This window comes from Janthinobacterium sp. CG_23.3 (assembly GCF_046115965.1).
Lineage (GTDB): Bacteria > Pseudomonadota > Gammaproteobacteria > Burkholderiales > Burkholderiaceae_D > Janthinobacterium.
On sequence record NZ_JBJXIB010000043.1, the window covers coordinates 16,047 to 40,978 of the forward strand.

20 protein-coding genes and 1 CRISPR repeat array (1 of these 21 only partly in view) are annotated in these 24,932 nt (G+C 60.3%); of the genes, 7 read left to right on the forward strand and 13 right to left on the reverse strand.

The features are described 5' to 3' along the window. Positions 1-4,872: a CRISPR direct-repeat array (repeat unit 29 nt; unit sequence CGGTTCATCCCCGCGAGCGCGGGGAACAC); it begins 1,870 nt to the left of the window's first position. Between the two features lie 189 nt (positions 4,873-5,061). The 9 genes from cas2e to ACFDR9_RS12305 all read right to left on the reverse strand — a co-directional run bounded on the left by cas2e (position 5,062) and on the right by ACFDR9_RS12305 (position 15,206). After that, positions 5,062-5,358: a type I-E CRISPR-associated endoribonuclease Cas2e gene (gene cas2e / locus ACFDR9_RS12265; protein ID WP_409031179.1), complete on the reverse strand. Its 297-nt coding sequence runs from the start codon at positions 5,356-5,358 to the stop codon at positions 5,062-5,064. Next, positions 5,339-6,253 carry a type I-E CRISPR-associated endonuclease Cas1e gene (gene cas1e, locus ACFDR9_RS12270; RefSeq protein ID WP_409031168.1) on the reverse strand — a complete coding sequence of 305 codons (915 nt, stop codon included), beginning with the start codon at positions 6,251-6,253 and terminating at the stop codon, positions 5,339-5,341. The genes cas2e and cas1e overlap by 20 nt, the downstream gene beginning before the upstream one ends. 1 nt (position 6,254) lies before the next feature. After that, positions 6,255-6,974: a type I-E CRISPR-associated protein Cas6/Cse3/CasE gene (gene cas6e / locus ACFDR9_RS12275; RefSeq protein WP_409031169.1), complete on the reverse strand. Its 720-nt coding sequence runs from the start codon at positions 6,972-6,974 to the stop codon at positions 6,255-6,257. Between the two features lie 5 nt (positions 6,975-6,979). Further along, positions 6,980-7,744, reverse strand: coding sequence for a type I-E CRISPR-associated protein Cas5/CasD (gene cas5e, locus ACFDR9_RS12280; RefSeq protein WP_409031170.1), 765 nt, complete (start codon positions 7,742-7,744; stop codon positions 6,980-6,982). 17 nt (positions 7,745-7,761) lie between these two features. After that, on the reverse strand, positions 7,762-8,832 hold the full coding sequence (cas7e, locus tag ACFDR9_RS12285) for a type I-E CRISPR-associated protein Cas7/Cse4/CasC (RefSeq protein ID WP_409031171.1): 1,071 nt from the start codon (positions 8,830-8,832) through the stop codon (positions 7,762-7,764). 50 nt (positions 8,833-8,882) lie between these two features. Beyond that, the gene (casB, locus tag ACFDR9_RS12290) at positions 8,883-9,380 is read right to left on the reverse strand and encodes a type I-E CRISPR-associated protein Cse2/CasB (protein ID WP_409031172.1); all 498 of its coding nucleotides are present in this window, start codon (positions 9,378-9,380) and stop codon (positions 8,883-8,885) included. 46 nt (positions 9,381-9,426) lie between these two features. Next, positions 9,427-11,082, reverse strand: a complete 1,656-nt coding sequence (casA, locus tag ACFDR9_RS12295; RefSeq protein ID WP_409031173.1) for a type I-E CRISPR-associated protein Cse1/CasA — start codon at positions 11,080-11,082, stop codon at positions 9,427-9,429. 298 nt (positions 11,083-11,380) lie between these two features. Continuing rightward, positions 11,381-14,152: a CRISPR-associated helicase Cas3' gene (gene cas3, locus ACFDR9_RS12300; RefSeq protein WP_409031174.1), complete on the reverse strand. Its 2,772-nt coding sequence runs from the start codon at positions 14,150-14,152 to the stop codon at positions 11,381-11,383. Between the two features lie 76 nt (positions 14,153-14,228). Next, positions 14,229-15,206 carry a helix-turn-helix transcriptional regulator gene (locus tag ACFDR9_RS12305; protein ID WP_409031175.1) on the reverse strand — a complete coding sequence of 326 codons (978 nt, stop codon included), beginning with the start codon at positions 15,204-15,206 and terminating at the stop codon, positions 14,229-14,231. Between the two features lie 214 nt (positions 15,207-15,420). Between ACFDR9_RS12305 and ACFDR9_RS12310 the strand changes: the two genes are divergently transcribed. Together ACFDR9_RS12310 and tnpC are read left to right on the forward strand one after the other, a co-directional pair. Further along, a complete protein-coding gene (locus ACFDR9_RS12310) occupies positions 15,421-15,648 on the forward strand; it encodes a DUF6444 domain-containing protein (protein ID WP_409031176.1) in 228 nt (75 codons plus the stop codon). An 18-nt stretch (positions 15,649-15,666) separates the two neighbouring features. Continuing rightward, positions 15,667-16,833 (forward strand): IS66 family transposase, encoded by a 1,167-nt coding sequence (gene tnpC / locus ACFDR9_RS12315; protein WP_409031180.1) that lies wholly within the window; start codon positions 15,667-15,669, stop codon positions 16,831-16,833. A gap of 92 nt (positions 16,834-16,925) precedes the next feature. Here the strand turns inward: tnpC and ACFDR9_RS12320 are convergent, their stop codons facing one another. The 3 genes from ACFDR9_RS12320 to ACFDR9_RS12330 all read right to left on the reverse strand — a co-directional run bounded on the left by ACFDR9_RS12320 (position 16,926) and on the right by ACFDR9_RS12330 (position 18,407). Continuing rightward, positions 16,926-17,636: an MOSC domain-containing protein gene (locus ACFDR9_RS12320; protein WP_409031177.1), complete on the reverse strand. Its 711-nt coding sequence runs from the start codon at positions 17,634-17,636 to the stop codon at positions 16,926-16,928. An 88-nt stretch (positions 17,637-17,724) separates the two neighbouring features. Beyond that, entirely contained in the window at positions 17,725-18,066 is a 342-nt protein-coding gene (locus ACFDR9_RS12325; RefSeq protein ID WP_017877358.1) for a cytochrome c, read from the reverse strand. 11 nt (positions 18,067-18,077) lie between these two features. Beyond that, positions 18,078-18,407, reverse strand: a complete 330-nt coding sequence (locus ACFDR9_RS12330; protein ID WP_017877359.1) for a cytochrome c — start codon at positions 18,405-18,407, stop codon at positions 18,078-18,080. Positions 18,408-18,676: 269 nt separating this feature from the next. Here ACFDR9_RS12330 and ACFDR9_RS12335 point away from each other — a divergent pair, with 269 nt between their 5' ends. The 5 genes from ACFDR9_RS12335 (at position 18,677) to ACFDR9_RS12355 (ending at position 23,873) form a co-directional block, all read left to right on the forward strand. Then, complete coding sequence (locus ACFDR9_RS12335; protein WP_026133022.1) at positions 18,677-19,543, forward strand: MoxR family ATPase; 867 nt, start codon at positions 18,677-18,679, stop codon at positions 19,541-19,543. Next, the gene (locus ACFDR9_RS12340; RefSeq protein ID WP_017877361.1) at positions 19,543-20,127 is read left to right on the forward strand and encodes a GNAT family N-acetyltransferase; all 585 of its coding nucleotides are present in this window, start codon (positions 19,543-19,545) and stop codon (positions 20,125-20,127) included. The genes ACFDR9_RS12335 and ACFDR9_RS12340 overlap by 1 nt, the downstream gene beginning before the upstream one ends. A gap of 5 nt (positions 20,128-20,132) precedes the next feature. Next, on the forward strand, positions 20,133-21,302 hold the full coding sequence (locus ACFDR9_RS12345) for a VWA domain-containing protein (RefSeq protein WP_017877362.1): 1,170 nt from the start codon (positions 20,133-20,135) through the stop codon (positions 21,300-21,302). A gap of 251 nt (positions 21,303-21,553) precedes the next feature. After that, complete coding sequence (locus tag ACFDR9_RS12350) at positions 21,554-22,741, forward strand: cation:proton antiporter (protein ID WP_017877364.1); 1,188 nt, start codon at positions 21,554-21,556, stop codon at positions 22,739-22,741. Between the two features lies 1 nt (position 22,742). After that, positions 22,743-23,873 (forward strand): YbdK family carboxylate-amine ligase, encoded by a 1,131-nt coding sequence (locus ACFDR9_RS12355; protein WP_017877365.1) that lies wholly within the window; start codon positions 22,743-22,745, stop codon positions 23,871-23,873. A gap of 144 nt (positions 23,874-24,017) precedes the next feature. Here ACFDR9_RS12355 and ACFDR9_RS12360 read toward each other — a convergent pair whose 3' ends face one another. Beyond that, a complete protein-coding gene (locus ACFDR9_RS12360) occupies positions 24,018-24,830 on the reverse strand; it encodes a DUF6708 domain-containing protein (RefSeq protein WP_409031178.1) in 813 nt (270 codons plus the stop codon). Positions 24,831-24,932 lie beyond the last annotated feature (102 nt).

Here is a 24,932-nt window from a genome sequence, read left to right on the forward strand (position 1 = left end):
CTTTTTGGGTTAGCCCGCTAGCGGTTCATCCCCGCGAGCGCGGGGAACACACCTATATGCTGGCAACCACCTATGGTGCAGCCGGTTCATCCCCGCGAGCGCGGGGAACACTTCCCTTATCGCTTCCAGCATATCCTTTGGCACGGTTCATCCCCGCGAGCGCGGGGAACACGCAAGCAGGCCACGCAATCCCTGTTCGCGCTGCGGTTCATCCCCGCGAGCGCGGGGAACACCCGGCGCGCGCCGCTTTCAGGATCACGTCGGCCGGTTCATCCCCGCGAGCGCGGGGAACACGCCTTGCCTACCTCAAGGTCGTAGCCTTTTTGCGGTTCATCCCCGCGAGCGCGGGGAACACCGATTCTGCCGCAACTAGTTGATTTGCAACGGCGGTTCATCCCCGCGAGCGCGGGGAACACAGCCGGCGTTGCTGAGTCGTACGGATAGCCGTCGGTTCATCCCCGCGAGCGCGGGGAACACCAGGTTTAGCGGGTTCGGCTCGTCTTTTGTCGCGGTTCATCCCCGCGAGCGCGGGGAACACCGCCCGCGCCACCCATAGCGACAGCATCGCGCCGGTTCATCCCCGCGAGCGCGGGGAACACGCTGCCGTCCTCGTTCTTGGCCTCGGCCATGACGGTTCATCCCCGCGAGCGCGGGGAACACAGCGCGTGATGCGCACCAAGGTCCACAAGTATCGGTTCATCCCCGCGAGCGCGGGGAACACTCCGTCTGACGCCGCCATACGTGATTCACGGACGGTTCATCCCCGCGAGCGCGGGGAACACCCAGGCTGCGAAAGCGCCGAAGCAGTCGCAAACGGTTCATCCCCGCGAGCGCGGGGAACACGGTTGCTGAGGCGGTGCGCTTTGCATGCGCAACGGTTCATCCCCGCGAGCGCGGGGAACACTCCAGTTGCCGACTATGTGCATACACCCGGACCGGTTCATCCCCGCGAGCGCGGGGAACACGACAGCTTGTCGTGTGCGTTTGAAATCGCAGCCGGTTCATCCCCGCGAGCGCGGGGAACACCTCCCAGAAGTGTTGCGGGCAAGTCCAAGGGACGGTTCATCCCCGCGAGCGCGGGGAACACTGCGCAACGCCGTCGCCAAGCGCCGTGGATGCCGGTTCATCCCCGCGAGCGCGGGGAACACTACAACTGGAGGGCTGGAACTGTGGCGCCAGTCGGTTCATCCCCGCGAGCGCGGGGAACACAACGGCGTGCGCGCCGGCACCAGCGCCTCAGACGGTTCATCCCCGCGAGCGCGGGGAACACTGGCTGGCAGTGTCGCACGAGGCCGGCTGATGCGGTTCATCCCCGCGAGCGCGGGGAACACGTTAACACCAGTTACAGCGGCAAGGGCTGCGGCGGTTCATCCCCGCGAGCGCGGGGAACACCCGAGAATTGCCGATTGCAACAGGTCACGCGTCGGTTCATCCCCGCGAGCGCGGGGAACACGCCCGGCAGATTGTGCACTTGCGCACGCGCCCCGGTTCATCCCCGCGAGCGCGGGGAACACCTTTGGTGGGCGGCATGAAAGATCACCCGATTCGGTTCATCCCCGCGAGCGCGGGGAACACATGCATGGATTACAGCTCAGGTTGCCCGCCACCGGTTCATCCCCGCGAGCGCGGGGAACACGAAGAACTCACTTTTGACGAAGCCGCGGAGTGCGGTTCATCCCCGCGAGCGCGGGGAACACTGCCCGCGAGTCGGTGGAAAACGCCAAGAGCGCGGTTCATCCCCGCGAGCGCGGGGAACACTTCTGCCATCTTCTTGTCCGATCCGGTCGTCTGGGTTCATCCCCGCGAGCGCGGGGAACACAGCCCAGCAGGCGCGCACGTAGCAGGCGGCCACGGTTCATCCCCGCGAGCGCGGGGAACACGGCCGCGACGGCCGGGGGAGACTGGCTGGTGCTGGTTCATCCCCGCGAGCGCGGGGAACACGAGGACATCAGCCGCATCGAAACCGGCAACGCCGGTTCATCCCCGCGAGCGCGGGGAACACCCAGGCCGCGTTCTTTCCTGACGATTGACCAGCGGTTCATCCCCGCGAGCGCGGGGAACACATGACCAGGGAGGCATACGTCCACTTAACCCCCGGTTCATCCCCGCGAGCGCGGGGAACACTTGCCGCTGGACTGTCCGATCAGCGCCTGGGTCGGTTCATCCCCGCGAGCGCGGGGAACACCGCACTGCGATGCAGCAGGTGAGCGCTACAAACGGTTCATCCCCGCGAGCGCGGGGAACACGTTCGATGTCGGGGTGATCCCGGACGCGCCGAACGGTTCATCCCCGCGAGCGCGGGGAACACGTCTGGGTTCAATGTCGTAACGATGACGTTGCCGGTTCATCCCCGCGAGCGCGGGGAACACCAAACTCAAGGCGCTACAGTCCTAGCTTCAATCGGTTCATCCCCGCGAGCGCGGGGAACACGTCGCCGAGCTTGGAAAATGTCGCCTCGAGAGCGGTTCATCCCCGCGAGCGCGGGGAACACGGAATCCGAAGGACGAATTGTCACCATTGAAACGGTTCATCCCCGCGAGCGCGGGGAACACCGCACCCGACTGGCTTCCCTATCAGCCCAACGCGGTTCATCCCCGCGAGCGCGGGGAACACGGATAACTGCCGCGCCTCACAGCCGGCAGTGGCGGTTCATCCCCGCGAGCGCGGGGAACACTGGGGCTGGGCGCTTGATGCCATCTGCCAGCACGGTTCATCCCCGCGAGCGCGGGGAACACTCATTTTTCTTCCCTTCGTTGTTTGTTGGAGTGCGGTTCATCCCCGCGAGCGCGGGGAACACAACCGTGAGCCTCACTACCACGGCACACACGCCGGTTCATCCCCGCGAGCGCGGGGAACACGGGATAAGCTGGCCATCGGCGGCGCTGACGATCGGTTCATCCCCGCGAGCGCGGGGAACACCTGCTGGCGGGCGTCCATGTAATCGCGGACCTCGGTTCATCCCCGCGAGCGCGGGGAACACTTTCTGGCATCGTACAAGTCGCTTCGAGGATCCGGTTCATCCCCGCGAGCGCGGGGAACACGGGCAGGCGAGCCATGAGCGCCAAGTGCAAGGCGGTTCATCCCCGCGAGCGCGGGGAACACTGCAAGTTGATTTCCCTGAAAAACTCGGATTCCGGTTCATCCCCGCGAGCGCGGGGAACACGCGATAACGGAGCGTAGGCGACCGTCCATGCGCGGTTCATCCCCGCGAGCGCGGGGAACACTGCTCGCGGCACTAGCTAGGTTCTCAGTCATTGCGGTTCATCCCCGCGAGCGCGGGGAACACTGCCGCTTCGATTGTGCGCGGCTTCATGCTGCCGGTTCATCCCCGCGAGCGCGGGGAACACGAATCCGCATACCGGGCATTTGTGCATGCCTACGGTTCATCCCCGCGAGCGCGGGGAACACGGTAGTTACCCTGTGGGGCGGATTGGGCCTGGCGGTTCATCCCCGCGAGCGCGGGGAACACCCAACCATAACCGATAGGAAAACCATGTACACCGGTTCATCCCCGCGAGCGCGGGGAACACTGCCACGGAACCATCTTTGATCGTCACTTGATCGGTTCATCCCCGCGAGCGCGGGGAACACCGTTGACGGAACCGCACGAACGAAGCGGTAAGCGGTTCATCCCCGCGAGCGCGGGGAACACGGATGGGAATGTCAGGATGTACCAAATGTGACCGGTTCATCCCCGCGAGCGCGGGGAACACGATTTGCCCGAGCCGCGCCCTCCCCATACGGCCGGTTCATCCCCGCGAGCGCGGGGAACACAGCAGCCTAAAATCGAATCGCCGGCGAATGTTCGGTTCATCCCCGCGAGCGCGGGGAACACCGGGGAGGGTCGGGACGCCACTATCCTGCGATCGGTTCATCCCCGCGAGCGCGGGGAACACGGATTTACCGAAACGTATTTCGGCACGTATTTCGGTTCATCCCCGCGAGCGCGGGGAACACTGCGGTATCGTTGATCGCTTTTGTGACCCCTGCGGTTCATCCCCGCGAGCGCGGGGAACACCAGCCAATACAGCGCGCCGACAACGGTAGCCTCGGTTCATCCCCGCGAGCGCGGGGAACACTTGAGCAGACGTGGAAGCAAAAAGGCTACGACCGGTTCATCCCCGCGAGCGCGGGGAACACAGCCCGCGATTGTAGGCCGCGTCCATATCGGACGGTTCATCCCCGCGAGCGCGGGGAACACTTCTTCGTCTCAGCGCGATCAGCCCTCGCCGACGGTTCATCCCCGCGAGCGCGGGGAACACAGGCCATCATTCGGCGACTCGTTAATGTAAAACGGTTCATCCCCGCGAGCGCGGGGAACACTACTACTGCGGCGCTGGCGCAGCCTGGTGGCGCGGTTCATCCCCGCGAGCGCGGGGAACACTCGATTGAGCAGGACGCCGCGAACATAATTTTCGGTTCATCCCCGCGAGCGCGGGGAACACGGTGGAGCTGTTGTTGAACAGGCCGGCGAAACCGGTTCATCCCCGCGAGCGCGGGGAACACTGGTGGAGCTGTTGTTGAACAGGCCGGCGAAACGGTTCATCCCCGCGAGCGCGGGGAACACTTGAGCAGACGTGGAAGCAAAAAGGCTACGATCGGTTCATCCCCGCGAGCGCGGGGAACACTGGCCTGCTATTGAATCCCTCGCCCGAATCCACGGTTCATCCCCGCGAGCGCGGGGAACACTTGTGTATCACGGGTCGTCAGCGCTAGCCGATCGGTTCATCCCCGCGAGCGCGGGGAACACCCGACATCGCTCTTTAAAACGAATTTATAAGACGGTTCATCCCCGCGAGCGCGGGGAACACGTGCGCGCCGACTCCTAGCGACTCGATTTTTCCGGTTCATCCCCGCGAGCGCGGGGAACACACCAACTATAAACCATTGATTCATAAAGAGTAAACAGCACCCCTAAATTCCACCGAATTTTATGCCAAAATAAATTGTTAAATAACAAGCAACTTAAATGGCTTAAAGAAACCATTATCTTGAAATATTATCAATACATCTATATAAAAATTACAAAACCATTAAAACGAAACCATTCACGCGACATTTTCACTCCTGCCCGTCGACATTTAACGGCAAAAACGACACCAACTTAGCGCCATCAAGTTCAACCGGCATGCGCCGATTGCTTCCGAGCGTCAGGAAATCAAAACCCGCGTCCGTACTGGCCCGCCACGCGATGACCGCATTGCCATCCTCGATACCGGCCTCCACCTGCGCCCAAATATTTTCCCGCACTTTACGCGAATAATTGCCGACGTAGACGCCAGCGCGCACTTCTAGCAGCCAGATCGCGAGCCGGCCACGCAAGCGCGGTGGCGCATTTTCAAGAACGATGACCAACATCACCAATACTTTCCGCGTTTGGAATAGCTGGCGCAACCGACTCTTCCGGCGCTTCCGGTGCGGTAAAGCCACCATGTGCCAACAGTGTTTCGATATCGGGAATGATGCGCTCCAATAGTTTGCTTTGACGAAAAGCATCCCGGCACCGATGGCGCACTTCGCGTTCAGGCTGTTGCGTCGGCTTCGACGCGACATGAAACGCAATCGGGACGACCGTGTCGAACTTATACAAATCGGCAATATCGTAGGCAAACGACAGTGGTTTACCGGTATGAATAAAGCCAATGGCAGGCGCATAGCCGGCGGCCAGAATCGCCGCCTCGGCTACGCCGTACAGGCACGACGTCGCCGCCGACAGGCAGCGGTTAGGAATGTCGGCGGCATCCCACTGTTGCCGATCATAGTTTCTGGAAATCCATTGCACCCCGTATTGTTTTGCCAAGTGTTGATACAGCGCGCGCACCCTTGCGCCCTCAATGCCGCGCAATTGCTCGACACTCCGGCGCGACGGCGGCTCCTCGCCAAAACGATAGGTGTACATGGCCCGCACAACCTTCAACCGCGCCTCGTCGTCCAGCGCCAGCCGCGCTTGGTATAGCAGGCGGTCGGCCCTGGCCCCGCCTGGTTGCCCGGACGAATACACCCTGACACCCCCCTCGCCCACCCACACTAGCAAAGTGCCAACCCTGGCCGCCAAGGCGCAGGCCGCGTGCGACACGCGCACGCCCGGCTCAAGCATCAGGCAAACGACGCCGCCGACGGGAATGTGGGTTCGCACGCCGCCAGAATCGACCGAAACAAACGCGCCGTCGAGCACGTCCAGTTGGCAGCGTTCAATGAACAAAACGGATAACCTGTCCCGAATCGGAATCGGCCTCAGTGGCGGCAGCACCATATTAGCTTTCCGCGTTGCGCACCAACATCAAGCCGCAGCCGAAAGCCTTCGCGTGGCCCAAGCCGCTCATGAGCATCTGCTGGAAGCGTTCTGGATCAGTCACAACAAGTTCGCCGGAGTAATCGACGGTACTGAATCGAATCTCGCGCTCGCCAGCCACAGTCTTATGTTGCAGATACGCCTCCACGCTGGCGTTTACCACCTCGTAACCATGTGTAGCCGCTCGCGCGCGTAACCAGTCCAAACAAGTTTTCTGGACCATTTCATACTGCGCCGGTCTATCGTCCTCGCGCTTCCACTCCAACCACTTGCCCAATCCTTTCTCCGCCAGCAATTGTTTTTTTAGTTGCATGACCACATCATGCCGTTGCACCTTGCCCGCGCTATTTTTCTTACTGACAACGGGGTTCGCGCATAGTTGAAAGGCAAGGCGCTGGCCTGCCACCAAAGCGGGCGCATACGGGCGCGTGCGCACAGCCCATGCGGAGCTGAACTCGACAGGAGGTCGTTTCGACACCACGTAGTATCGCGGCGTATCGCCGAGGTCGTCGCGTCGAAAAATGAAGTCGCGGCACTGGCCTTCATCGCTGGGAAAAAACCGCCACATCCATTGGTGCTCGGAATAAGGCGTCACCTTGTTCGCCACCGTCGGCGCCAACACGAATTCATGGGCCGCCTGCCGCAGCAAGTCGTCTTCTGGGGTAATCACACTGAAATACATGGTCTTTATTCCTTCACAAGCAATGCGATATGTTCGCGACGGTCCGCGAATTGCCAGCCCTTGCGCGAAATAACCTGGTCTTTGCGGTTGACGCTAAAGTCGCGCGGTACTCCAACGTTCGCCATATCGTCTTGGCCAAAGTCGTCGCCCCAAACAATTTTCTGAATGGCGGTAACGTTAGCGCTGGTATATGCCGGCGCGTGTTGTTGGACCAGGGCCGACAACTGCTCTTGATAGGTGGCGAACGCCGCGCGGATCGACTCCGCACCTACCACGCGGGGGTGCAAGGGCGCCGCAGGCGGACAAGACTTACGTCCCAGGTACAGGACGAACCGCGGCGTGGCCAGCGCGGCGGCCAGTTCGTGCAGCGAATACGGCGCCGGCCCCAATGGTTGAAGGGCTACCAGCGACGCCGCATTTTGCCGGTAGTCGCGGCTGGACAAAATGGTGTTGAGGTCTTCCTTGGGAACAAGTAACTCGTCGCGGCGGGTCGCATGCGGCCTTTTCTTCAGGTCGGTACGGCTGGGTACTTGCGACGTATGGTAGTCGCGCAACAGGCGACCTTGATCCAATACGCCAACAGCGATCCGAAAACCGGCTCGCAGTGCGCTTTGCGCTTCGTCGTCGTCACGATCGATGCCCAGGGCCGCGCCAAGCAAGCCGTGGATGGCGGACTGGCTCGGATAGTCCGCCGTCGGCCGGTACTCGCCCACCGCCACGTCCCCCCAAGACGACAACGGCGCCTGCAGCTGAAAAATCAAGGTGTCCATGCGCGTCTCTCCTTGACTCAGCCGGCGGCAAAATCGGCCAACCCAAGCAGGTTGCCATCGCCGGTTTCGACATTGATCTCGTACTTCCGATCAGCGCAGGCGCCGTAGACTTTGTCGAAGTTGTCGCGCCGCTTGCTCAATTCGCCAATCGCGCGGGTCAAGGTGTTTTCGCCCTGCTTGGCGTCCGGTGTGACTGGCCGCAAGAACGCCTGGGCCAGCGAGCGCGGCTGTTGGTCGCCCTTTTCGGCCAGCACGAAGCCGGCATAGGCACGCGACGCAAAACTGTTCTGTTTTCCCGTCGGCGACACTTTCGTGATGGCGTGAATCAAGGCGTCGAGGCTTTTGCGGGTCAGCGCATCGTCCCCTCCCAGATTTTTTTGCAGCAGTTCGCGGTTGATGCACACGTACAGATAAAAGACCCCGGCGCCAAATCCGGTCTCGCCGATATGCGCTGCGCCGCGATCGGTGTCGCCGTTGTTCAAATCGTCAACTGCGGTATAGTAATCATCCTCGACCGCAGCCTTGTTGACCGTGATCGCATGGGCCACTTGCACGGCCGCTTCAGTATTAAACTTTGGCGTGTTGGCCAGCATGCGGCCAAACATCGCAATGTCCACTGCGCTCTCCTGCGCGCGCAGTAGTTTGAGGTCGTCCTCGTTCGGAGCGGTGTTCGACGAGCCTAAACGCGCTACCAGGTCGGCGATGGCCTTTTCTTCCTCCGGGTTAAAGTGCACCAATTGCTCGACATGCAAATCCTCATTGTTGGCCGTTTTCTTGTCCGACTTCAGTTTGCCGAACTGGCTGGCAATCAATCGCGACCAGTCGCGTGCATTCTTTTCACCCACGCCGCTTTTAATCAGCGCATCAAATACGGTAATTCCCATTTCCTTCGTGCGGGTACCGATGTGACCTTTGAGTGCCGCCTGAAAAACGTCCGATGTGCGCCACGCGCGCTTCAGGCTTTGCGACGAGATGCGCAAACGGGTACTGTCGCCGACCACGGCCGTTTTTGGGCGCCCTGTATCGTCGCGGTTCAAATTCGAGGGCGGATAGCTGGTCAAGACATGCAACTGAATGAAACGGGACATGATTCTTCCTTTATAAATGGTTGGTAAGGCGCTTGGAGATGTCGGCTTGATTACTTGGCAGGCCAGCGATAGCTATAGGCCCATTGCTTCTTCACTTCATCATTCCAGCCGTAGACGTCACGCGCAAGTTGCTCCACGTTGGCTGTGTGCTTTACCAGCGGCAGTGCGCGCCGCAAACTGACAAACAAGTCGTCCGTCGTCTCAATTTTCAGCAGATCGCGAAACCGCAATTCCGACACCAAGAGATCGGCGTTGAGCGGCGACATCGTGGCGGACAAGCGTTCCGATGCGTCTGTTTTAACGTGCGCCAGCAAACCCGCAATCGCGGCCAGCTTGTCCAATTCCGCATGCCTCGCGTTGGGGGGCCAGCCGCACCCCAGCATATATCGATAAAAACGCTGGTAAGGGACGCTCAGCGCAACCGCGTCGAGCGTCGCGCAACGCCGCAAAATGGCCCGGCTGGCACGGTCCTCCTCCAGTGTCCCCCACCAATGCCGCAGCGGTTTATCGAAAAGAAATCCTACATGTGTTGATTTATGATCTTCCATCGCATTTTCCCTTTTGCAGTTGCAATCGATGCCGCTCGTTTCGTATCTATCTCATGCGCTCTTGATTTTTTTTGCCAGGCTTGGCGCCTTTTTCGGCAACGGGTAAATGCAAGACGGATCTGATGGCGTTACCCTGAAAATTACGCCGCATGCCGTTGTACGCCTCGGCGATACGTCTCGGGTTTTGCTGCGACAGCGCTCCCGCGCCTACGATGTCGGCATCGAATATCTTGAGCGCTTTGTTGTGCAGCAACGTTAACCACGCTTCGCCGAGGCCGATGAGGAAATCAGCATCATCCATGTCGATGCCAGCCTCCGAACGCGCCTGGAAAATTAGTTCCTTTAACTGTTCATAGAAACCATATTCCGTGGCGTCCCAAAACGACTTGTCAACAAAACTCAGATCGCCGCGCACGTCGCTGTCGCCAAACCAAGCCTGCCTGACCGCTTGTCTCAAATAGAAGATCGCCAACTCTGCGGCCTCAATTAATTCTTTGACGATTCCTTGAATATTCTTCAGACTCGCTGGTTCAGCACCCGGAAGGTCATACAATGGGAAGGTCGTCTCGTACCAGCAACGCGGTTTCATATTGTCCATATCGAAACCGAAAACCCAAAGCCGCAACTGCCCATAATCTTGTCTTTGTTCGCCGATAACGTAGTTCACCATGGTCGCGGCCTGGACGTTTTTCTTGCTTTGACCGCTATCCAATACCCAAGCTAACCAGTTCCTATAACTAAAACCACCCGGCTGCGGGTGCACAGGGAGCCACCCTTCCTTGCTTTCGTAATACGGCGAAAATGGATGCCGCCAAACGCCCTTGTAGTTCAAACCCTGTGGTTTGGTCACGTACCGCTCCACCAACTGCGCCGAATCGCGTTTGCAGATGTCGCACTGGCCGGTGTGAGCGCCGGAAAAATCGAGGCGAATTCGACGCGGCATTGCCCAAAATACGTGATGCGGATGCACGTGCAATGGCTGTGTCTCGCCACCCGGCGCTTGGATTTTCTGGATGCCTTGCAGCCATGGGAACGTAAAGTGTTTTTCCGTTTTTTGCGCATCGCCTGCTTGGCGTAAAAAGATTCGATTCGGTTTGACGTTCAGCCATAAGGTTTTCCATAGGCTGCCCGGTGGCATGCCGGGCTCGGGAGTCGCCACAAGCAATGTCGTCAGCGGACCGCCGCCCCGCAAACTGGTGCGATGTCCGGCGCCCCCCGCCGGCGCGTTCGTTTGAAGCGTGAACAGGGCAGTCGCCACACAGTGCGGGCACATGGCCCTGATCGTGTCGCGCTTTACGAAGTGGTCGGTGTTCTTATCGATTGCCGAACCGCCGGCAGCGTCGATCAGCAAGGCGTCAATGGCACATTCGGCCCCTTCCGCCATTGTCAGCGAGAAGTCCTGCATAAACCGCGCACCGTCGCCGTCGAGCACGAATGCGGCGGCGTCCGCGCCAAACCATTGCTCCAGAACGGCGGCGCTCGGCGGCGCATCCCACAGACCGGCCCAGTCACTTTCGGTGTCAACGGCTGCCGCAGTCTGGAGCAATCCGATCATCAGTTGCGCCAGCGCGCCATTGAAATCCGCCCGATTGGCAGCGAATGCAACGATATCCGGCTCGCTTATTTGACTTGGGTGAATCCAGTCCAGGGCGCCTGAACAGCGCCGAACAGGGAGCCATTTTTCCGACATCAATGAAATCATTGTTTCCTCGCACAAAGTCACCTCGGGAAGAGATTTCCTCCCATCAAATCCAGAAAACCCTTGAAACTAAACACATCGTAGCATAAAAAAACGACAGCGAGAGTATTTTTTAAGTATGTAGTTCTACATTAGCTGTGTGATTCTCAAATATCGATACTGTCAAAGTTCGCGGGAGCCGTACAGTGAAGCCAAAGGCGACTTGGAACTTGTAAAATGTGAGCAGTGAGACCGTTCCCTCAAGCGGAGGGATGAACCGTATGTGGTTCTGATGCCCCCATGTTCCCCGCTTCTGCGGGGATTAGTCCGATGCAGCGCCAACCGCATCGGACGCCTCCATCCGCAGGCCAAAATCAGCGTCGTAGAGCCAAGTAACCAGCGCTGGCTTTGTCCCCGAGCGCGCGTTGCCGGCAGCCCAAGCTTGCCCTCGCCAGACCCCGTCTGGCCCTAACGAAAGGGGCAAAAGCAAGCACCACTTCCCCTGGCTTGGCAAGGTCTGCTTCAACCGTAACAATGTCGCCTGCTTGCCTGCATCAACGGGCAATGCCTCTTCGCTAATTTGTCGTGCAGCAATTTTCACCATGCTGTAGGCCCAGGCACCATCCACCCACGGGTACAACTCGTCGTCGATCCATTTCGCCAACATGACTTCCCTTGTCTCCTCCCCAAGCCGCGAAGGCGTCTTGGCCTCGCTCCACCAATCGCCTTGATCACCTCGGATATAGCCGCCGTCAACTTTTAGGGTATTTTGTTGCGCAACACTCAAATCGGCGATCACCTGCCCCTCCGCTTCCAACGCGCTTTTTTCCAATGTCAGCGGAATTTCCTCATCACCGGAAAACACCGCCTCGATCATGCTTCTGGCATCGGCAGGCATACTAAAGCGGCCCTGCAACAAGATCCTTGCGGTCAGCCACAATTGGCCATGATGCGGATAGACATATTGAGCCTTCGGAAACAATTCGCCATACCAATCCGCGCGAGGATGCTCAACCCACTGCGGCCCGACGACCCACAGGCATGGCGCTGGCCGGCCGTCAACCGCTCCAGCAGCGAGCAGCCGATTACCGTGCACATCGCGTATGTGCCGGTGCAAACGTCCGGCACGTTGCAACACCCGATCGATTGGCGCCAAGTCCGTCAGTAAAATATCGAAATCGACATCAAGGGATTGCTCGGCGACTTGCGTGGCAATCATCAGGCGGCCACGCCGAACGTCATGGTTGCTCTTTTCTCCGAAGCATTCCAGTACCTGCTCCTCCTTTGCGAGCCTGTCCGACATGGCAAAGCGGGCATGGAACAGGATGACTTGGCCTTCATCAAGCGTCGGCGCCAGACATGCGTAGGCGCTCATCGCATCGGCAACCGTGTTGCGTATCCAGCCGACGCATTTACCTTGCGCCAGAGCTCCGCGCACATAGTCGAAGACCTTGGTCTGATCTGCTTCATAGTGCACCTGCACCGTGCGCGACACGTTGGCACGCGACGCCAACGGCTCTTCCATTAGCATCTGCTGGCCGTCATGCCAGCGCGTTGCCAGCGGATAGGCCGACGCTTGCAGGGCCGGCGCGCGCGCCTGGTTACGCCCGCGCGCGAACGCGTTCAACAACGCCTGCTTCATTTTCGAAGGCAATGTCGCCGACAATAAAATCACCGAGCCGTCAGCGCGCGCGTGAAATTCCAACAAAACCTCCAGCAGGCCCTGCATGTACGCATCACAGGCATGCACCTCATCAACGACAAGCACCTTATTGAACAGACCTATCAATCGTAGCGACTGATGTTTGCTGTGCAAGACCGCCAACAGCGCCTGATCAATCGTGCCGACGCCGGCGGACGCCAACAAAGCGCGTTTGCTGTGGTCCGCCAGCCAGGCACTACAGCGCGCCGACGCGGTTTCATCCAGCTGCGCGGGGTCGGATTCGGCCGAGTCCGCTGGCAACACCGATCGGGCAAATTCGTCGACTAACCCTTTGTGGCCGTGAGCAAGAACCAAATTGGCGTCGCCGGCAAACAGGCGTTGATAAACGCCCGCCACGCGTTTGTACATGGCATTGGCGGTAGCCATCGTCGGCAAGCCAATAAAAAATCCTTCCGCCAGACCCTCCGCCATCAGGCGGTAAGCAAGCATCATTGCCGCCTCGGTTTTTCCCGCCCCGGTGACATCCTCAAGCAGATAAATTTGCGGCGCCGGCGGAATCGGCACGGTCGCGGCCCAGTACTGCAACGGCGAGGGGTTTTCGATATAGGGGAAAAAATCTTGGAGGGACTGTCCCGGCTGCACACTTGCCGGCAATACGCCGGCGGCACTTAAAGCGTCGGCCGCCTTTCCCAAAGCCTGCGGCCAGTATTGCGCCAACTCTTGCGGCGCGTCGTGGTAAGGGAAATATGTGGTGTTGGAGCCCAGCCAATCTGCCAGAACGGTAACGCCGGCAAACCACCAGGACAGTATTTCACTGGCTTGAAGAAATGCCTTGCCATCCAAACCAGTGGCAATATTTTTCGCCTCGTCACTCAGCAGCAGCTGCGCCATTGCCATGGTGTATTCGGCCGCCGCCTGCTTATCGCCACGCAGAAAAAATCGCTCGGCACTTCCGTTGCTTATTGGAGGCATGCCATGGTGTCCCGTGACGGCACGCATCCAACAAACAACTGCGGCCTTGCCATCGTGCGAACAATCCAATCCGATGTTTGGCGACACTAGGCGCGCCAAATCATCTTTCCACAACCAATAACCCAGGGAGTCATGCCGCACATCGTATTGTTTAGCGGGATTGGGCGCGCGGTTTTGCAGATGCTGAATCAGATCCGGACGCTGCGATTGAAATGCCTCGCTGAACTTACCCAAATCATGAAGCGCAAGAAAAAAAGCCGCCCATGATAAAAAAACATCTTCGGTACAATGCAGAAATTGACAGCAGGAGCGAAGCAAGGAGCCTGACTGCCTTAAGTAAGCAACGCCAACGGCCGCCACATCGAGCGAATGAAACGGCAATAGATGATATTGCGGACCACAATCCGCAGCCGGCTTGGCTTTACCCCAGTACAAAAAATAGGAATCAGCTTGGTTCATCGCTTTCTCTCGGATTAAGTTGATGAGCCAACTGTAACGTGTGCCAGGCGCAAGAAATGAGCCAGGCTAACTTTTTTCACTCTTGTTGGCCAAATGAGTGCAACGCTTGCTCAAGCAAGCTGCGCACCCGTTGTTGCAGCAGTTTAGGGCCCAGTACCGTCACCTCAGGCACATGCCGCAAAATATCCATCACCAACTCGCGGTCATCACTGTATGGCACGCGAAGAATGCATGTCCCGTCGGGCTGAAGTAGCATTTCCTGTTGTGGGTGCCAAACTTCCCGACCTACCCATCGGGCACGCTCCGAGGAAAATTTCAACGTGGCCCATTCAATCATGGCTCCGCTAAAGATGCCGTAGCCGGGGCCTGTGACGGCATCCAAATCCGCATCAGGGATCTCAAATGCGCCTTCGTCGAGCAATTTGGCGCCGACTATTGCGTCGAGCGAAAACGAGCGAAAACTTTGGCGCAGGTGGCACCACGCGTCGAGATACCAGTTGTCACGGTAGTAGGTCAGCCGCTGGGGCGACAGCGCGCGCGTTTCACACACATTCCGGCCACGGCTAAAATACTCAATCTCAATTTGACGGCGGCTCAGTAGTGCCGCGCAAACGGGATCGAAGGCTTTTGGCTGTACCGGGCGTGCATTGATGCGATGAATGCGGATACGCTTTTGCAACTCAAAGTCTGGAGAAGTTTTCCCAGCCAGAACCAGATTGAGACGACTTAACATAGGCTGGATATGGGGCGTCAATAGCCCCGGCTGCATTTGCTGAAGTAGTTGCTGCATCGTCAACAAGGCGTAAATTTCCTCGGCGTTAAACCACATCCCCGGGACTTCATAACGCGGCGCTAGCTGGGCAATCGTAAAACGATAACCACCTTGCTCGGAATCGTATTCGATTGGTGCGTGAAGGCGGTCTCTTAAATAGGCGAGATCGCGCTTAAATGTCGCCAGCGAGATTTCCAACTCGTCCAAAAACCTAGCTCGTGGCACCACAGCAAATTCTCTGATGAGGTGCTGAATCCGGTACAAGCGCTCGGTTTGATTCATTTTCTCTGACATTGTTTGGCCAGCGTCTATTTTAGCCACATATACCGCCGGCCTGCCATTTTTATTATCGAAAAATTGATATCGATTTATATCAAGGCAGTCTTAAACATCAAATCTAGCCGGTGTGCATAATAGAAAACAGGTAACTATTCAGCCTGAGCGAGCGGTGTAGAAAATTGTTGTAAACAGAACTGGAATAACGCATCATTCGTGCATGCCACCGAAGCCGCCACGCCCCGACCTCACACATCTGTCCGAACAGGACAAGGACCGGCTTATCGACGCGCTGTTCGCACGCCTGGACGCAGTTGAAGCTAGACTGGGAATGAACAGCGAGAATTCGAGCAAGCCGCCATCGACCGATGGCCTTGCCAAGAAGAAAAAGACGCAATCGTTGCGCGGGTCGTCGGACAAGAAAGCGGGCGCACAAGAGGGACACTAGGGGACGACGCTCAAGCGGATCGCCGAACCGACCGACACGGTGCGCCATCCCTTGCCAACGCAATGCGATCGTTGCCATCGCTCGTTGCCACTCGACGAGGCGCGTGTGGCGCAACGCCGGCAGGTAATCGACGTGCCCGCGCGCGCGTTCGATATCGTCGAACACTGCACCCTGGAAGTGACGTGCAGTTGCGGGCAAGTGCATGTGAGCACCTTTCCTGCCGGCGTGACGGACGTCGTGCAGTACGGGCCGAACGTGAAAGCGCTCGGCGTCCATCTGAGCCAAGGGCAAATGCTGCCTTTCGCACGCACCGCCGAACTGCTTCACGATCTCTATGGCCTGTCGGTTTCTCCCGGCACGCTGGTAGCTTGGGTGGGCGAGGCGCGTATCGCGCTGCAAGTGACCGCGAACCAGATCGCCGGCAACTTGCGCAACGCGTCGCTGGTCAATGCCGACGAATCGGGTCTGCGCGTTGCCGGCAAGCTCCATTGGCTTCATATCGCGGCCAACGACACGCTGACCTGGTACGGCGTACATGCCAAGCGTGGCATGGAAGCGATCGAAGCGCACGGCATCTTGCCCAAGCGCATAGGCGTTCTTGTGCACGATTGCTGGGCGCCATATTGGAAACTCGACGAGTCCATTCATGCCTTGTGCAATGCCCACCTGTTGCGCGAACTGGTGTACGTGAAAGAAATCACCGGACAGGCATGGCCGGATGCGATGACGAACTTGCTACTGAACGCCAACAAATTATGCGAGGCGGCCCGACAAAAACAAGCCTTGTTCAGTGCCGCCGATGTGGCCGCCTTCCGTACGCTGTACGATGCAATTGTGAATGAAGGCGAGCAACTCAATCCTGAAACCGTCAGGGGCGCCAGAGCGAGAGGACCGGCCAAGCAATCCGTTGCCTTCAACTTGCTCAGGCGCTTCCGCCTGCATGCCGACGCCGTTCTGCTGTTCATCGCCAACCATGCCGTTCCCTTTACCAACAATCTGGGGGAGCGCGCCGTACGCATGCCCAAGGTGAAGCAAAAAAAAGCTGGCTGCTTCCGCACCGTCATCGGTGCCGACAATTTCTGCGTCATCCGCTCATGCATGGACACGCTACGCAAACAAGGCCATGGCATGCTTGAGGTGCTGCGCAGTGCCTTCAACGGCAATCCCATTCCCCTCGCCGCATAGCGGCTGAATAGTTACGAAAACAGATTGGTTAGTGCTGCTTCGTCGCCGCGTTGGAGCACATGCAAGCCGAGCTTGTCGGCAAAGAGCAAAGCTCATCGCCGGCCCTGCTTCACATCGAACAACTCGCTTCCTTCCCAGCGCGCTTTGTCAGACTGGCTGCGCATCGGCACCAGCTTTTCCGATAGGCCCAGATCCCGCGCCATTCTCGGAAAAACCCGGCAGTAGCTGGTCGACACGCCCGCAAGGCGCGCGAGCTGCTTGTATTCCAGCACCATATCGTCGGGGACGGACTGCAAAATGCGCACGACGCGCTCACGCCAGTCGTCCGACCAACCGGGCAGCGAACGCTCCAGGCAGGCGACGGCATCGCCGGGCCTGACCTCGCCGCCGCGCACCACCCGCGCCAACATACCTCTGTGGGCGCCGATCCGTTTGGACAGACCTGGCTGGTGGGCATCGAGGTGGCCACATGGTTCGCATCGGAACGTCAGCCAAAGCACCGCCTGCGGACCTATCCTTAACAACGCGCCCGACCGCAAGACCGAACTATCCAGATCCAATAACAGGTTTTCACGCAGCGCGTTGGCCTCAAGCCGGTATTGATCGTAGGCGTGTACGCCGGCGAGCAACACCTGCCGGGGCGAGAGCGCGTCCGCGTGGACATCGCCGTCCAGCCCCACGCCCGCGATCGCCACGGCGGCGGACACGACGCCGGGCGGCGCCGACCGGGCCGATCGGACCCGCAGCGATCGAACAGTGCCAATCGCCGCCACCGGTTCGGCCACATTAATGCGTTTGTCCATGGCTATTTTTTACGGCAAGTTCTGCTTAGAAAAGAAAAAAGCCACGAAACGAACGTGGCTTTTTTCTTGTCCAACCGGGCCGCGCGTCTTAGCGGTGCAGCACCAGGCCGGTAGGCAGGCTGTGCATGTAAGCTGCCAAATCCTTGATGTCCTGGTTGGTCAACGGTTTGACTTGGCCGGTCATGATGGCGTTGTTGCGCCCGTTCGGGGCGTCGCCGCGCTTGTAGGCGGTCAGCGCGTGTTCCAGGTAGTCCTTGTGCTGGCCGGCCAGTTTCGGGTATGAAGGGTCGATCGGCGATCCGAGGTCCTTGCCGTGGCAGGCGGCGCAGCTGTATTTTTCGGCCAGCGCCTTGCCGGCGTCGATGTTGCCGCCAGCGAAGGCGCTCAACGAGATGGCGGAGCAGATCAGGGCGGTGAGTATTTTTTTCATGTTCTTGTTCCTCATTTCGTCTTGGTTTGCTGCGAGTAGTATGCGGCAACGTCAGCGATGTCCTGGTCCGACAGGCTGGCGGCAATGCCCTTCATGCTCGGGTGCTTGCGATCGCCCTTTTGATAGGCTTTCAACGCGCTTTCGATATACTTGGCCGACTGGCCACCGATCATCGGCACCTGGAAAACTTCCGGGAAGGTCGCTTTGTATCCTGGGATGCCGTGGCAACCGATACACATTTCAACCTTGGCGGTGGCGGCCTTGGCGTTTCCAACGATGTCCGCCGCTGCGGCGACAGTGGCCATGCCGGCGAGCACGAGAAGTGCGATGATTTTTTTCATGGTGGCAAAGGTAATCAGTGGTAATCGGGGATAAGGCGGGTGCAAACGTTGAGCTTTACACTAACAACCTGCGATTCTAACCCAAGACGTTCCCGCAAGTCCACTTTGAATGCGCGCCGTGTGGAAGCGCAACCTCGCCGCCGCTTCCCCCCTCGCGCGCCGGCGCCGCGGGGTGACCGGGCGGGCCACCATGGCCGTTTTGCGCGGTTCTGTCTTATACTCGGCGTAACCGCAACATTCTTCCACTTTACACTGTGATCGACACGTCCATGCACGCACCTCAAGGCCAAGGCCACCGCTTCCAGGGTTCCGACAACTACGTCGCCACCGCCGACCTGAAACTGGCGGTCAACGCCGCGCTGACCTTGCAGCGCCCGCTGCTGATCAAGGGCGAGCCGGGCACCGGCAAGACCATGCTGGCCGAGGAGGTGGCGGCGGCGCTGAACATGCCGCTGATGCAATGGCACATCAAGTCGACCACCAAGGCCCAGCAGGGCCTGTACGAGTACGACGCCGTCTCGCGCCTGCGCGACTCGCAACTGGGCGACGAGCGCGTGCGCGACATCCACAACTACATCGTCAAGGGCGTGCTGTGGCAAGCCTTCACGGCGCCCGAGCCGGTGGTGCTGTTGATCGACGAGATCGACAAGGCCGACATCGAGTTCCCGAACGACTTGCTGCGCGAACTAGACCGCATGGAGTTCTACGTCTACGAAACGCGCGAGATGGTGGTGGCCAGGCACCGGCCGCTGGTGATCATCACCTCCAACAATGAAAAAGAGTTGCCGGACGCCTTCCTGCGCCGCTGCTTCTTCCACTACATCAAGTTCCCCGACAAGGACACGATGGAGCAGATCGTCGCCGTGCACTTCCCGACCCTGAAGAAGGATTTGCTGGCGCAGGCGCTGCAAACCTTTTACGCGGTGCGCGACGTCGCCGGCCTGAAGAAGAAACCGTCGACGTCGGAATTCCTCGACTGGCTGAAACTGTTGCTGGCCGAAGACATCCCGGCCGAGGCGCTGCGCAGCCAGGACGCCAAGGCGGTGGTGCCGCCGCTGCACGGCGCGCTGCTGAAAAACGAGCAGGACGTGCACCTGTTCGAGCGCCTGGTGTTCATGTCGCGGACCAACCGCTGATGCGCGCGCCCGCACCACTGACGCTGGCCTTGAACGGGGTGCGGCTCGAGCCGCTGGCGCCGCACCACGCCGACGGCCTGCGCGCGGCCGCCAGCGACGGCGAGCTGTGGAAGCTGCGCATCACCTCGGTGCCCGAACCCGAGCACGTCGACCAGTACATTTTCAAGGCCGCCGAAATGCGCCCTGCCCGCCTGGCCTTCGCCGTCGTCGACCAGGCCAGCGGCGTCGTGCTCGGCAGCACCAGCTACCACGACATCGTGCCCGAGCTGGACCGGGTCGAAATCGGCTACACCTGGTACGGCAAACGCCACCAGCGCACCCACGTCAACACCAGCTGCAAGCTGATGCTGCTGACGCACGCCTTCGAGACGCTCGGCTGCGCGCTGGTCGGTTTCCGCACCGACAACTTCAATTTCGCCTCGCAGGCGGCGATCTCCCGCCTTGGCGCCAAGCTCGACGGCGTGCTGCGCCACCACGCGCTGCGCCGCGACAACACCGTGCGCGACACCCACCTCTACAGCATCACGCGCGGCGAGTGGCCGGAAATCAAGGCGCACCTGGAATACAAGCTGAAGCGGGACTAATTACCATGTTGATCGATTTTTTCTTCACGCTCAAAGACGCCAAGATCCCGGTGTCAATCAAGGAGTTCCTGACGCTGCTGGAGGCGCTGCAACAGAACGTCATCGAGGCCTCGATGGACGACTTCTATTACCTGTCGCGCCTGACCCTGGTCAAGGACGAGGCCCATTACGACAAGTTCGACCGCGCCTTCGCCCAGTACTTCAAGGGCGTCAACGCGGCCTTCGAGAGCAACGCCGCGATTCCGCTCGACTGGCTGGTCAAGCGCATGCAGCGCGAGCTGTCCGACGAGCAAAAGGCGCAGCTGGAAAAATTCGGCTACGACAAGCTGATGGACCGCTTGAACGAGCTGCTGAAGGAGCAGAAGGAGCGCCACGAGGGCGGCAGCAAATGGATCGGCAGCGGCGGCACCTCGCCGTTCGGCAACGGCGGCACCAACCCGGAAGGCATCCGCATCGGCGGCAAGGGCGGCAGCCGCACCGCCGTCAAGGTGTGGGAGGCGCGCGCCTACAAGGACTACGACACCGAGCGCGAACTGGGCACGCGCAACATCAAGGTGGCGCTGCGGCGCCTGCGCAAGTTCGCCCGCGAGGGCGCCGAGGACGAGTTGGCGCTGGACGCGACCATCCACGCCACCGCCAGCAACGCCGGCTTCCTCGACATCAAGATGCGGCCCGAGCGCAAGAACCGCATCAAGGTGCTGATGCTGCTCGACGTAGGCGGCACCATGGACGACCACATCGAGCGCACCGAGGAACTGTTCTCGGCGGCCAAGACCGAGTTCAAGAACATGGAGTTCTTTTACTTCCACAACTGCGTCTACGATTACTTGTGGAAGAACAACCGCCGCCGCAACGCCGAGCGCTTCCCGACCTGGGACATCCTGCGCAAGTACCCGGCCGACACCAAGCTCATCTTCGTCGGCGACGCCACCATGAGTCCCTACGAAATCCTGCAACCCGGCGGCTCGGTCGAGTACAACAACGAGGAGGCCGGCGCCAGCTGGCTGGCGCGCTTCACCAGCGCCTTCCCGAAATTCATCTGGCTCAATCCGGAACCGGAGGGGCTGTGGCAATACCGCCAGTCGATTGCCGTGGTCAGGCAGTTGATGAACAACCGCATGTTCCCACTGTCGATAGAAGGGCTGGAGCGCGGCATGCGCCTGCTCAGCAAGTAAGCGCGGTTGAAAGCAACGGCAAAGTGCCGGGACCGGGCCCTCGGGGTCTGTCCCCCGGGGTGAAGCCCTTGGTTTGCATGCGCCCACGGCGCCTCGCAAGACCGCAATTTCTTACCCGATAGGCAACACGGCCATCGTATCGTGCGCCGCCTACCATCAAGTAGAATCGGCAATGCACTCTCGGCAACAAGCCGCGGCGGCCCCTGCGGGCCGCGCGCCGACTGCACAGAATTCATCATTGAGGAGTGTCTATGCAAAGCATCTTATCCATTGCATCCGATCTGTCCTGGCCGTTCGCCATCGCCCTGGCCTGGGTCGCCGGCGAGTTCGGCCACCGCTGGACCGGTCTGCCGCGCATCAGTTTTTACGGCGTGGTCGGCTTCGCGCTGGCGCAAACCCAGCTGGGCGTGTTGCCGCACGTCGGCAGTGGCCCGATGCTGGTGCTGGCCGACGTCGCCTTCGGCCTGATCCTGTTCGAGCTGGGCTACCGCATCAACCTGCGCTGGCTGTCGAACAACCCGTGGATCGCCGTGGCCGGCCTGGTCGAGTCGATCGGCACCTTCGCCGTGGTCTACCTGATCGCCGTCGAATTCAACGTCGCAACCGTGTCGGCGCTGCTGCTGGCGGCGCTGTCGATGTCGACCTCGCCGGCGACGATCATGCGCGTCATCAACGAGGAGCGCAGTTCCGGCCAGGTCAGCGAACGCGTCATGCACATGTCGGCGCTGAACTGCGTGCTGGCCGTGTTCACCTTCAACGTCATCGTTGGCTACCGCATGTTCCACAACTCCGGCGACTTGCTCGACGCCAGCATGAGCAGCTTCACCATGCTACTGGCCTCGGCCGGCGCCGGCGCCGTCTTCGGCATCGTCGTGCCGGCCATGCTGCGCCGCCTCGGCAACATGGCGCAGGACGCCACCGTCGCCTTCGCGCTATCGGTGATCCTGCTCGTCGCCATCACCTACAGCACCCGCCTGTCGCCGCTGCTGGCGACGCTGGTGTTCGGCCTGGTGGCGCGCCACCGCCGCGTCGCCTTCAGCCAAGCCCAACGCAACTTCGGCGCCCTCGGCGAACTGCTGACGGTGCTGCTGTTCGTGTTCGCCGCCTCGACGCTGGAATGGCCGAAGGTGGTGGCCGGCGCCGGCCTGGCGCTGGCGATGATCGCCGGGCGCCTGTTCACCAAGATCATCGGCGTGGGCGCGTTCTCGCACGTCAGCGGCATTTCCTGGCGCAAGGGCGTGCTCACCGGCATGGCGCTGACGCCGGTGTCGGTATCCGTGGTGCTGCTGGTCGAACACGCGCGCCACCGCGGCGTCGGTTTCGCCGAGGAACTCAGTTCGCTGGCCGCCTTCGTCCTGATCCTCGAACTGCTCGGCCCCATCCTCATCCAGCGCGCCCTGATCTGGGCCAAGGAAACCCATAACGAACAGGAGCGCTAACATGTCGCTAGAACCGTTTAGCCAATCGGCCGCGCTGACCTTCGGCGTCGAACTGGAATTGCAACTGGTGAACCTGTCGGACTTCGACCTGACCGCCGCCAGCCCGGACTTGCTGCATCTGCTGGGCAAGAACCCCTTCCCCGGCAACGTCACGCCGGAAATCACCGAATCGATGATCGAGATCAATTCGAGCGTGCATACCGAGCACGCGCCGCTGCTGGCGCAGTTGCAGGAAATCCGCGACACGCTGGTGGCCGCCGGCGACAAGCTCAACATCGGCATCAGCGGCGGCGGCACCCACCCGTTCCAGCAGTGGGCCGCGCAAAAGATTTTTTCCAAGCCGCGCTTCAAGGAGATTTCCGAACTGTACGGCTACCTAGCCAAGCAATTCACCATCTTCGGCCAGCATGTGCACATCGGCTGCGCCTCGGGCGACGACGCGATGTTCCTGCTGCACTCGCTGAACCGCTACATTCCGCACTTCATCGCGCTGTCGGCCTCGTCGCCGTTCGTGCAGGGGCGCGACACGCTGTTCGACTCGGCGCGCCTGAACTCGGTGTTCGCCTTCCCGATGAGCGGACGGGCGCCGTTCACGCTGAGCTGGGACGAGTTCGCCAACCAGTACTTCGCCAAGATGGAAAAGACCGGCATCATCAAAAGCATGAAGGATTTCTACTGGGACATCCGGCCCAAGCCGGAGTTCGGCACCATCGAACTGCGCGTGTGCGACACGCCGCTGACGGTGGAGCGCGCCGCCGCGCTGGCGGCCTACCTGCAGGCGCTATGCCGGCACCTACTGGAGCGGCGCGAGGCGGCGCCGGCCGAGGACGACTATCTGGTCTACAACTACAACCGCTTCCAGGCTTGCCGCTTCGGCCTGGACGGCGCCATCACGCACCCGAAAACCTATGAAACGATGTCGCTGCGGGAAGACATCATGACGACGCTGCGCAAGATGGAGCCGCACGGTGAGGCGCTGGGCAGCACGGCGGCGCTGAAGCACCTGTCCGACGTCACCAAGCTATGGAGCGACGCGCAATACCTGCGCACCCAGTACGACCGCCAGGGCAGCGCCGAGGGCATGGTCGACGCCGCCATCCGCAGCTTCCGCGGCGAGCCGATGCATTTTTAACGGCGCCCGCGCCATGGCGGCGCGCGGCGACCAACTGTTCCAAGTCAGGAACGGCCGCGTCCCCGTCTACAAGAAGGCAGGCAAAGCAACATGCCTTGCCTGGCATGCGCCGGCACGACGCGAGGCATCCCTCCCGCCGTCAGTTCAAACTGGCGGTGGCGTGTGCTGCGCCCAAAGCAGCGCGTTTTTCGCGCCGTCCGGTTCGCCGCGCCAGTTCTCCACTTTCCGTTTCGGGTCGAACGGCCAGTCATGCCGAGCTCGCGCGATCGCCGTCTCGGCCCAACCAACCGGCGTGTCGCCGCGCGGCTGGTCGTAGGCGTCGTCGGGCGCGATGGCGCTGACCGCCCCTACCGACTTTGGCCACAGCGGATCGCGGCAAGTCCACAACGCCATCAAGCGGTGGCTCGTGGAAAACAGGATCAGCGGCATCATGATCAGCCGAAACACGGTGCCGGCGGTAAAACCCATCTCGTACATGCAGAACAAGAGGCTCTCGCGCATGTTCTCGCGCTCGCTGAAAAACAGTGGCGGTGACGGCAGGTCGGCCGGCCCCTTGTTCATGTATTCGCACCAGTAATTCCATTGCGACAGCAGCCCCTCCAGGTTTCGCTTGGCCTCCCACTGGCGGCCGAGGGCGAAGGCGCGCACCACGTTGCCCTGCTCGTCAACCGAGTAGTGCCGGATGTGATACGAGTCGTCGGTTGCCTTGTCGCTCCGGTGCATGCAAAAAATCGATTGCGCGTTCCATGGCACTTCCCACGTCGCGTCACCTTCGCCGGGCTTGGCGAAGAAGCGCCGGCGCCGTATCGTGTGGATTTTTTGCTCTTTCCGGTGGAAACGGATGGGCCGGCGTTTGAGGGAAAAAAACTCGTCGCGGCCAAATTTGAAGGCGACATAGGAAAAACCCACAATGGAAACTAAAATAGTTAAATAGAGAAAAATTAATCCGCCATCCATTGTTTTTGGTGACTGTTCAGCCGCTATGCGGCAAGCGGGATAGGATTACCGTTGAAGGCCCGGAGCAGAACCTCAAGCATGCCATGGCCTTGCTTGCGTAGC

Coding starts and splice junctions, on each gene's coding strand:
- cas2e (WP_409031179.1), bottom strand. CDS start 5,358: ATGTTGGTCATCGTTCTTGAAAATGCGCCACCGCGCTTGCGTGGCCGG.
- cas1e (WP_409031168.1), bottom strand. CDS start 6,253: ATGGTGCTGCCGCCACTGAGGCCGATTCCGATTCGGGACAGGTTATCC.
- cas6e (WP_409031169.1), bottom strand. CDS start 6,974: ATGTATTTCAGTGTGATTACCCCAGAAGACGACTTGCTGCGGCAGGCG.
- cas5e (WP_409031170.1), bottom strand. CDS start 7,744: ATGGACACCTTGATTTTTCAGCTGCAGGCGCCGTTGTCGTCTTGGGGG.
- cas7e (WP_409031171.1), bottom strand. CDS start 8,832: ATGTCCCGTTTCATTCAGTTGCATGTCTTGACCAGCTATCCGCCCTCG.
- casB (WP_409031172.1), bottom strand. CDS start 9,380: ATGGAAGATCATAAATCAACACATGTAGGATTTCTTTTCGATAAACCG.
- casA (WP_409031173.1), bottom strand. CDS start 11,082: ATGATTTCATTGATGTCGGAAAAATGGCTCCCTGTTCGGCGCTGTTCA.
- cas3 (WP_409031174.1), bottom strand. CDS start 14,152: ATGAACCAAGCTGATTCCTATTTTTTGTACTGGGGTAAAGCCAAGCCG.
- ACFDR9_RS12305 (WP_409031175.1), bottom strand. CDS start 15,206: ATGAATCAAACCGAGCGCTTGTACCGGATTCAGCACCTCATCAGAGAA.
- ACFDR9_RS12310 (WP_409031176.1), top strand. CDS start 15,421: ATGCCACCGAAGCCGCCACGCCCCGACCTCACACATCTGTCCGAACAG.
- ACFDR9_RS12320 (WP_409031177.1), bottom strand. CDS start 17,636: ATGGACAAACGCATTAATGTGGCCGAACCGGTGGCGGCGATTGGCACT.
- ACFDR9_RS12325 (WP_017877358.1), bottom strand. CDS start 18,066: ATGAAAAAAATACTCACCGCCCTGATCTGCTCCGCCATCTCGTTGAGC.
- ACFDR9_RS12330 (WP_017877359.1), bottom strand. CDS start 18,407: ATGAAAAAAATCATCGCACTTCTCGTGCTCGCCGGCATGGCCACTGTC.
- ACFDR9_RS12335 (WP_026133022.1), top strand. CDS start 18,677: ATGCACGCACCTCAAGGCCAAGGCCACCGCTTCCAGGGTTCCGACAAC.
- ACFDR9_RS12340 (WP_017877361.1), top strand. CDS start 19,543: ATGCGCGCGCCCGCACCACTGACGCTGGCCTTGAACGGGGTGCGGCTC.
- ACFDR9_RS12345 (WP_017877362.1), top strand. CDS start 20,133: ATGTTGATCGATTTTTTCTTCACGCTCAAAGACGCCAAGATCCCGGTG.
- ACFDR9_RS12350 (WP_017877364.1), top strand. CDS start 21,554: ATGCAAAGCATCTTATCCATTGCATCCGATCTGTCCTGGCCGTTCGCC.
- ACFDR9_RS12355 (WP_017877365.1), top strand. CDS start 22,743: ATGTCGCTAGAACCGTTTAGCCAATCGGCCGCGCTGACCTTCGGCGTC.
- ACFDR9_RS12360 (WP_409031178.1), bottom strand. CDS start 24,830: ATGGATGGCGGATTAATTTTTCTCTATTTAACTATTTTAGTTTCCATT.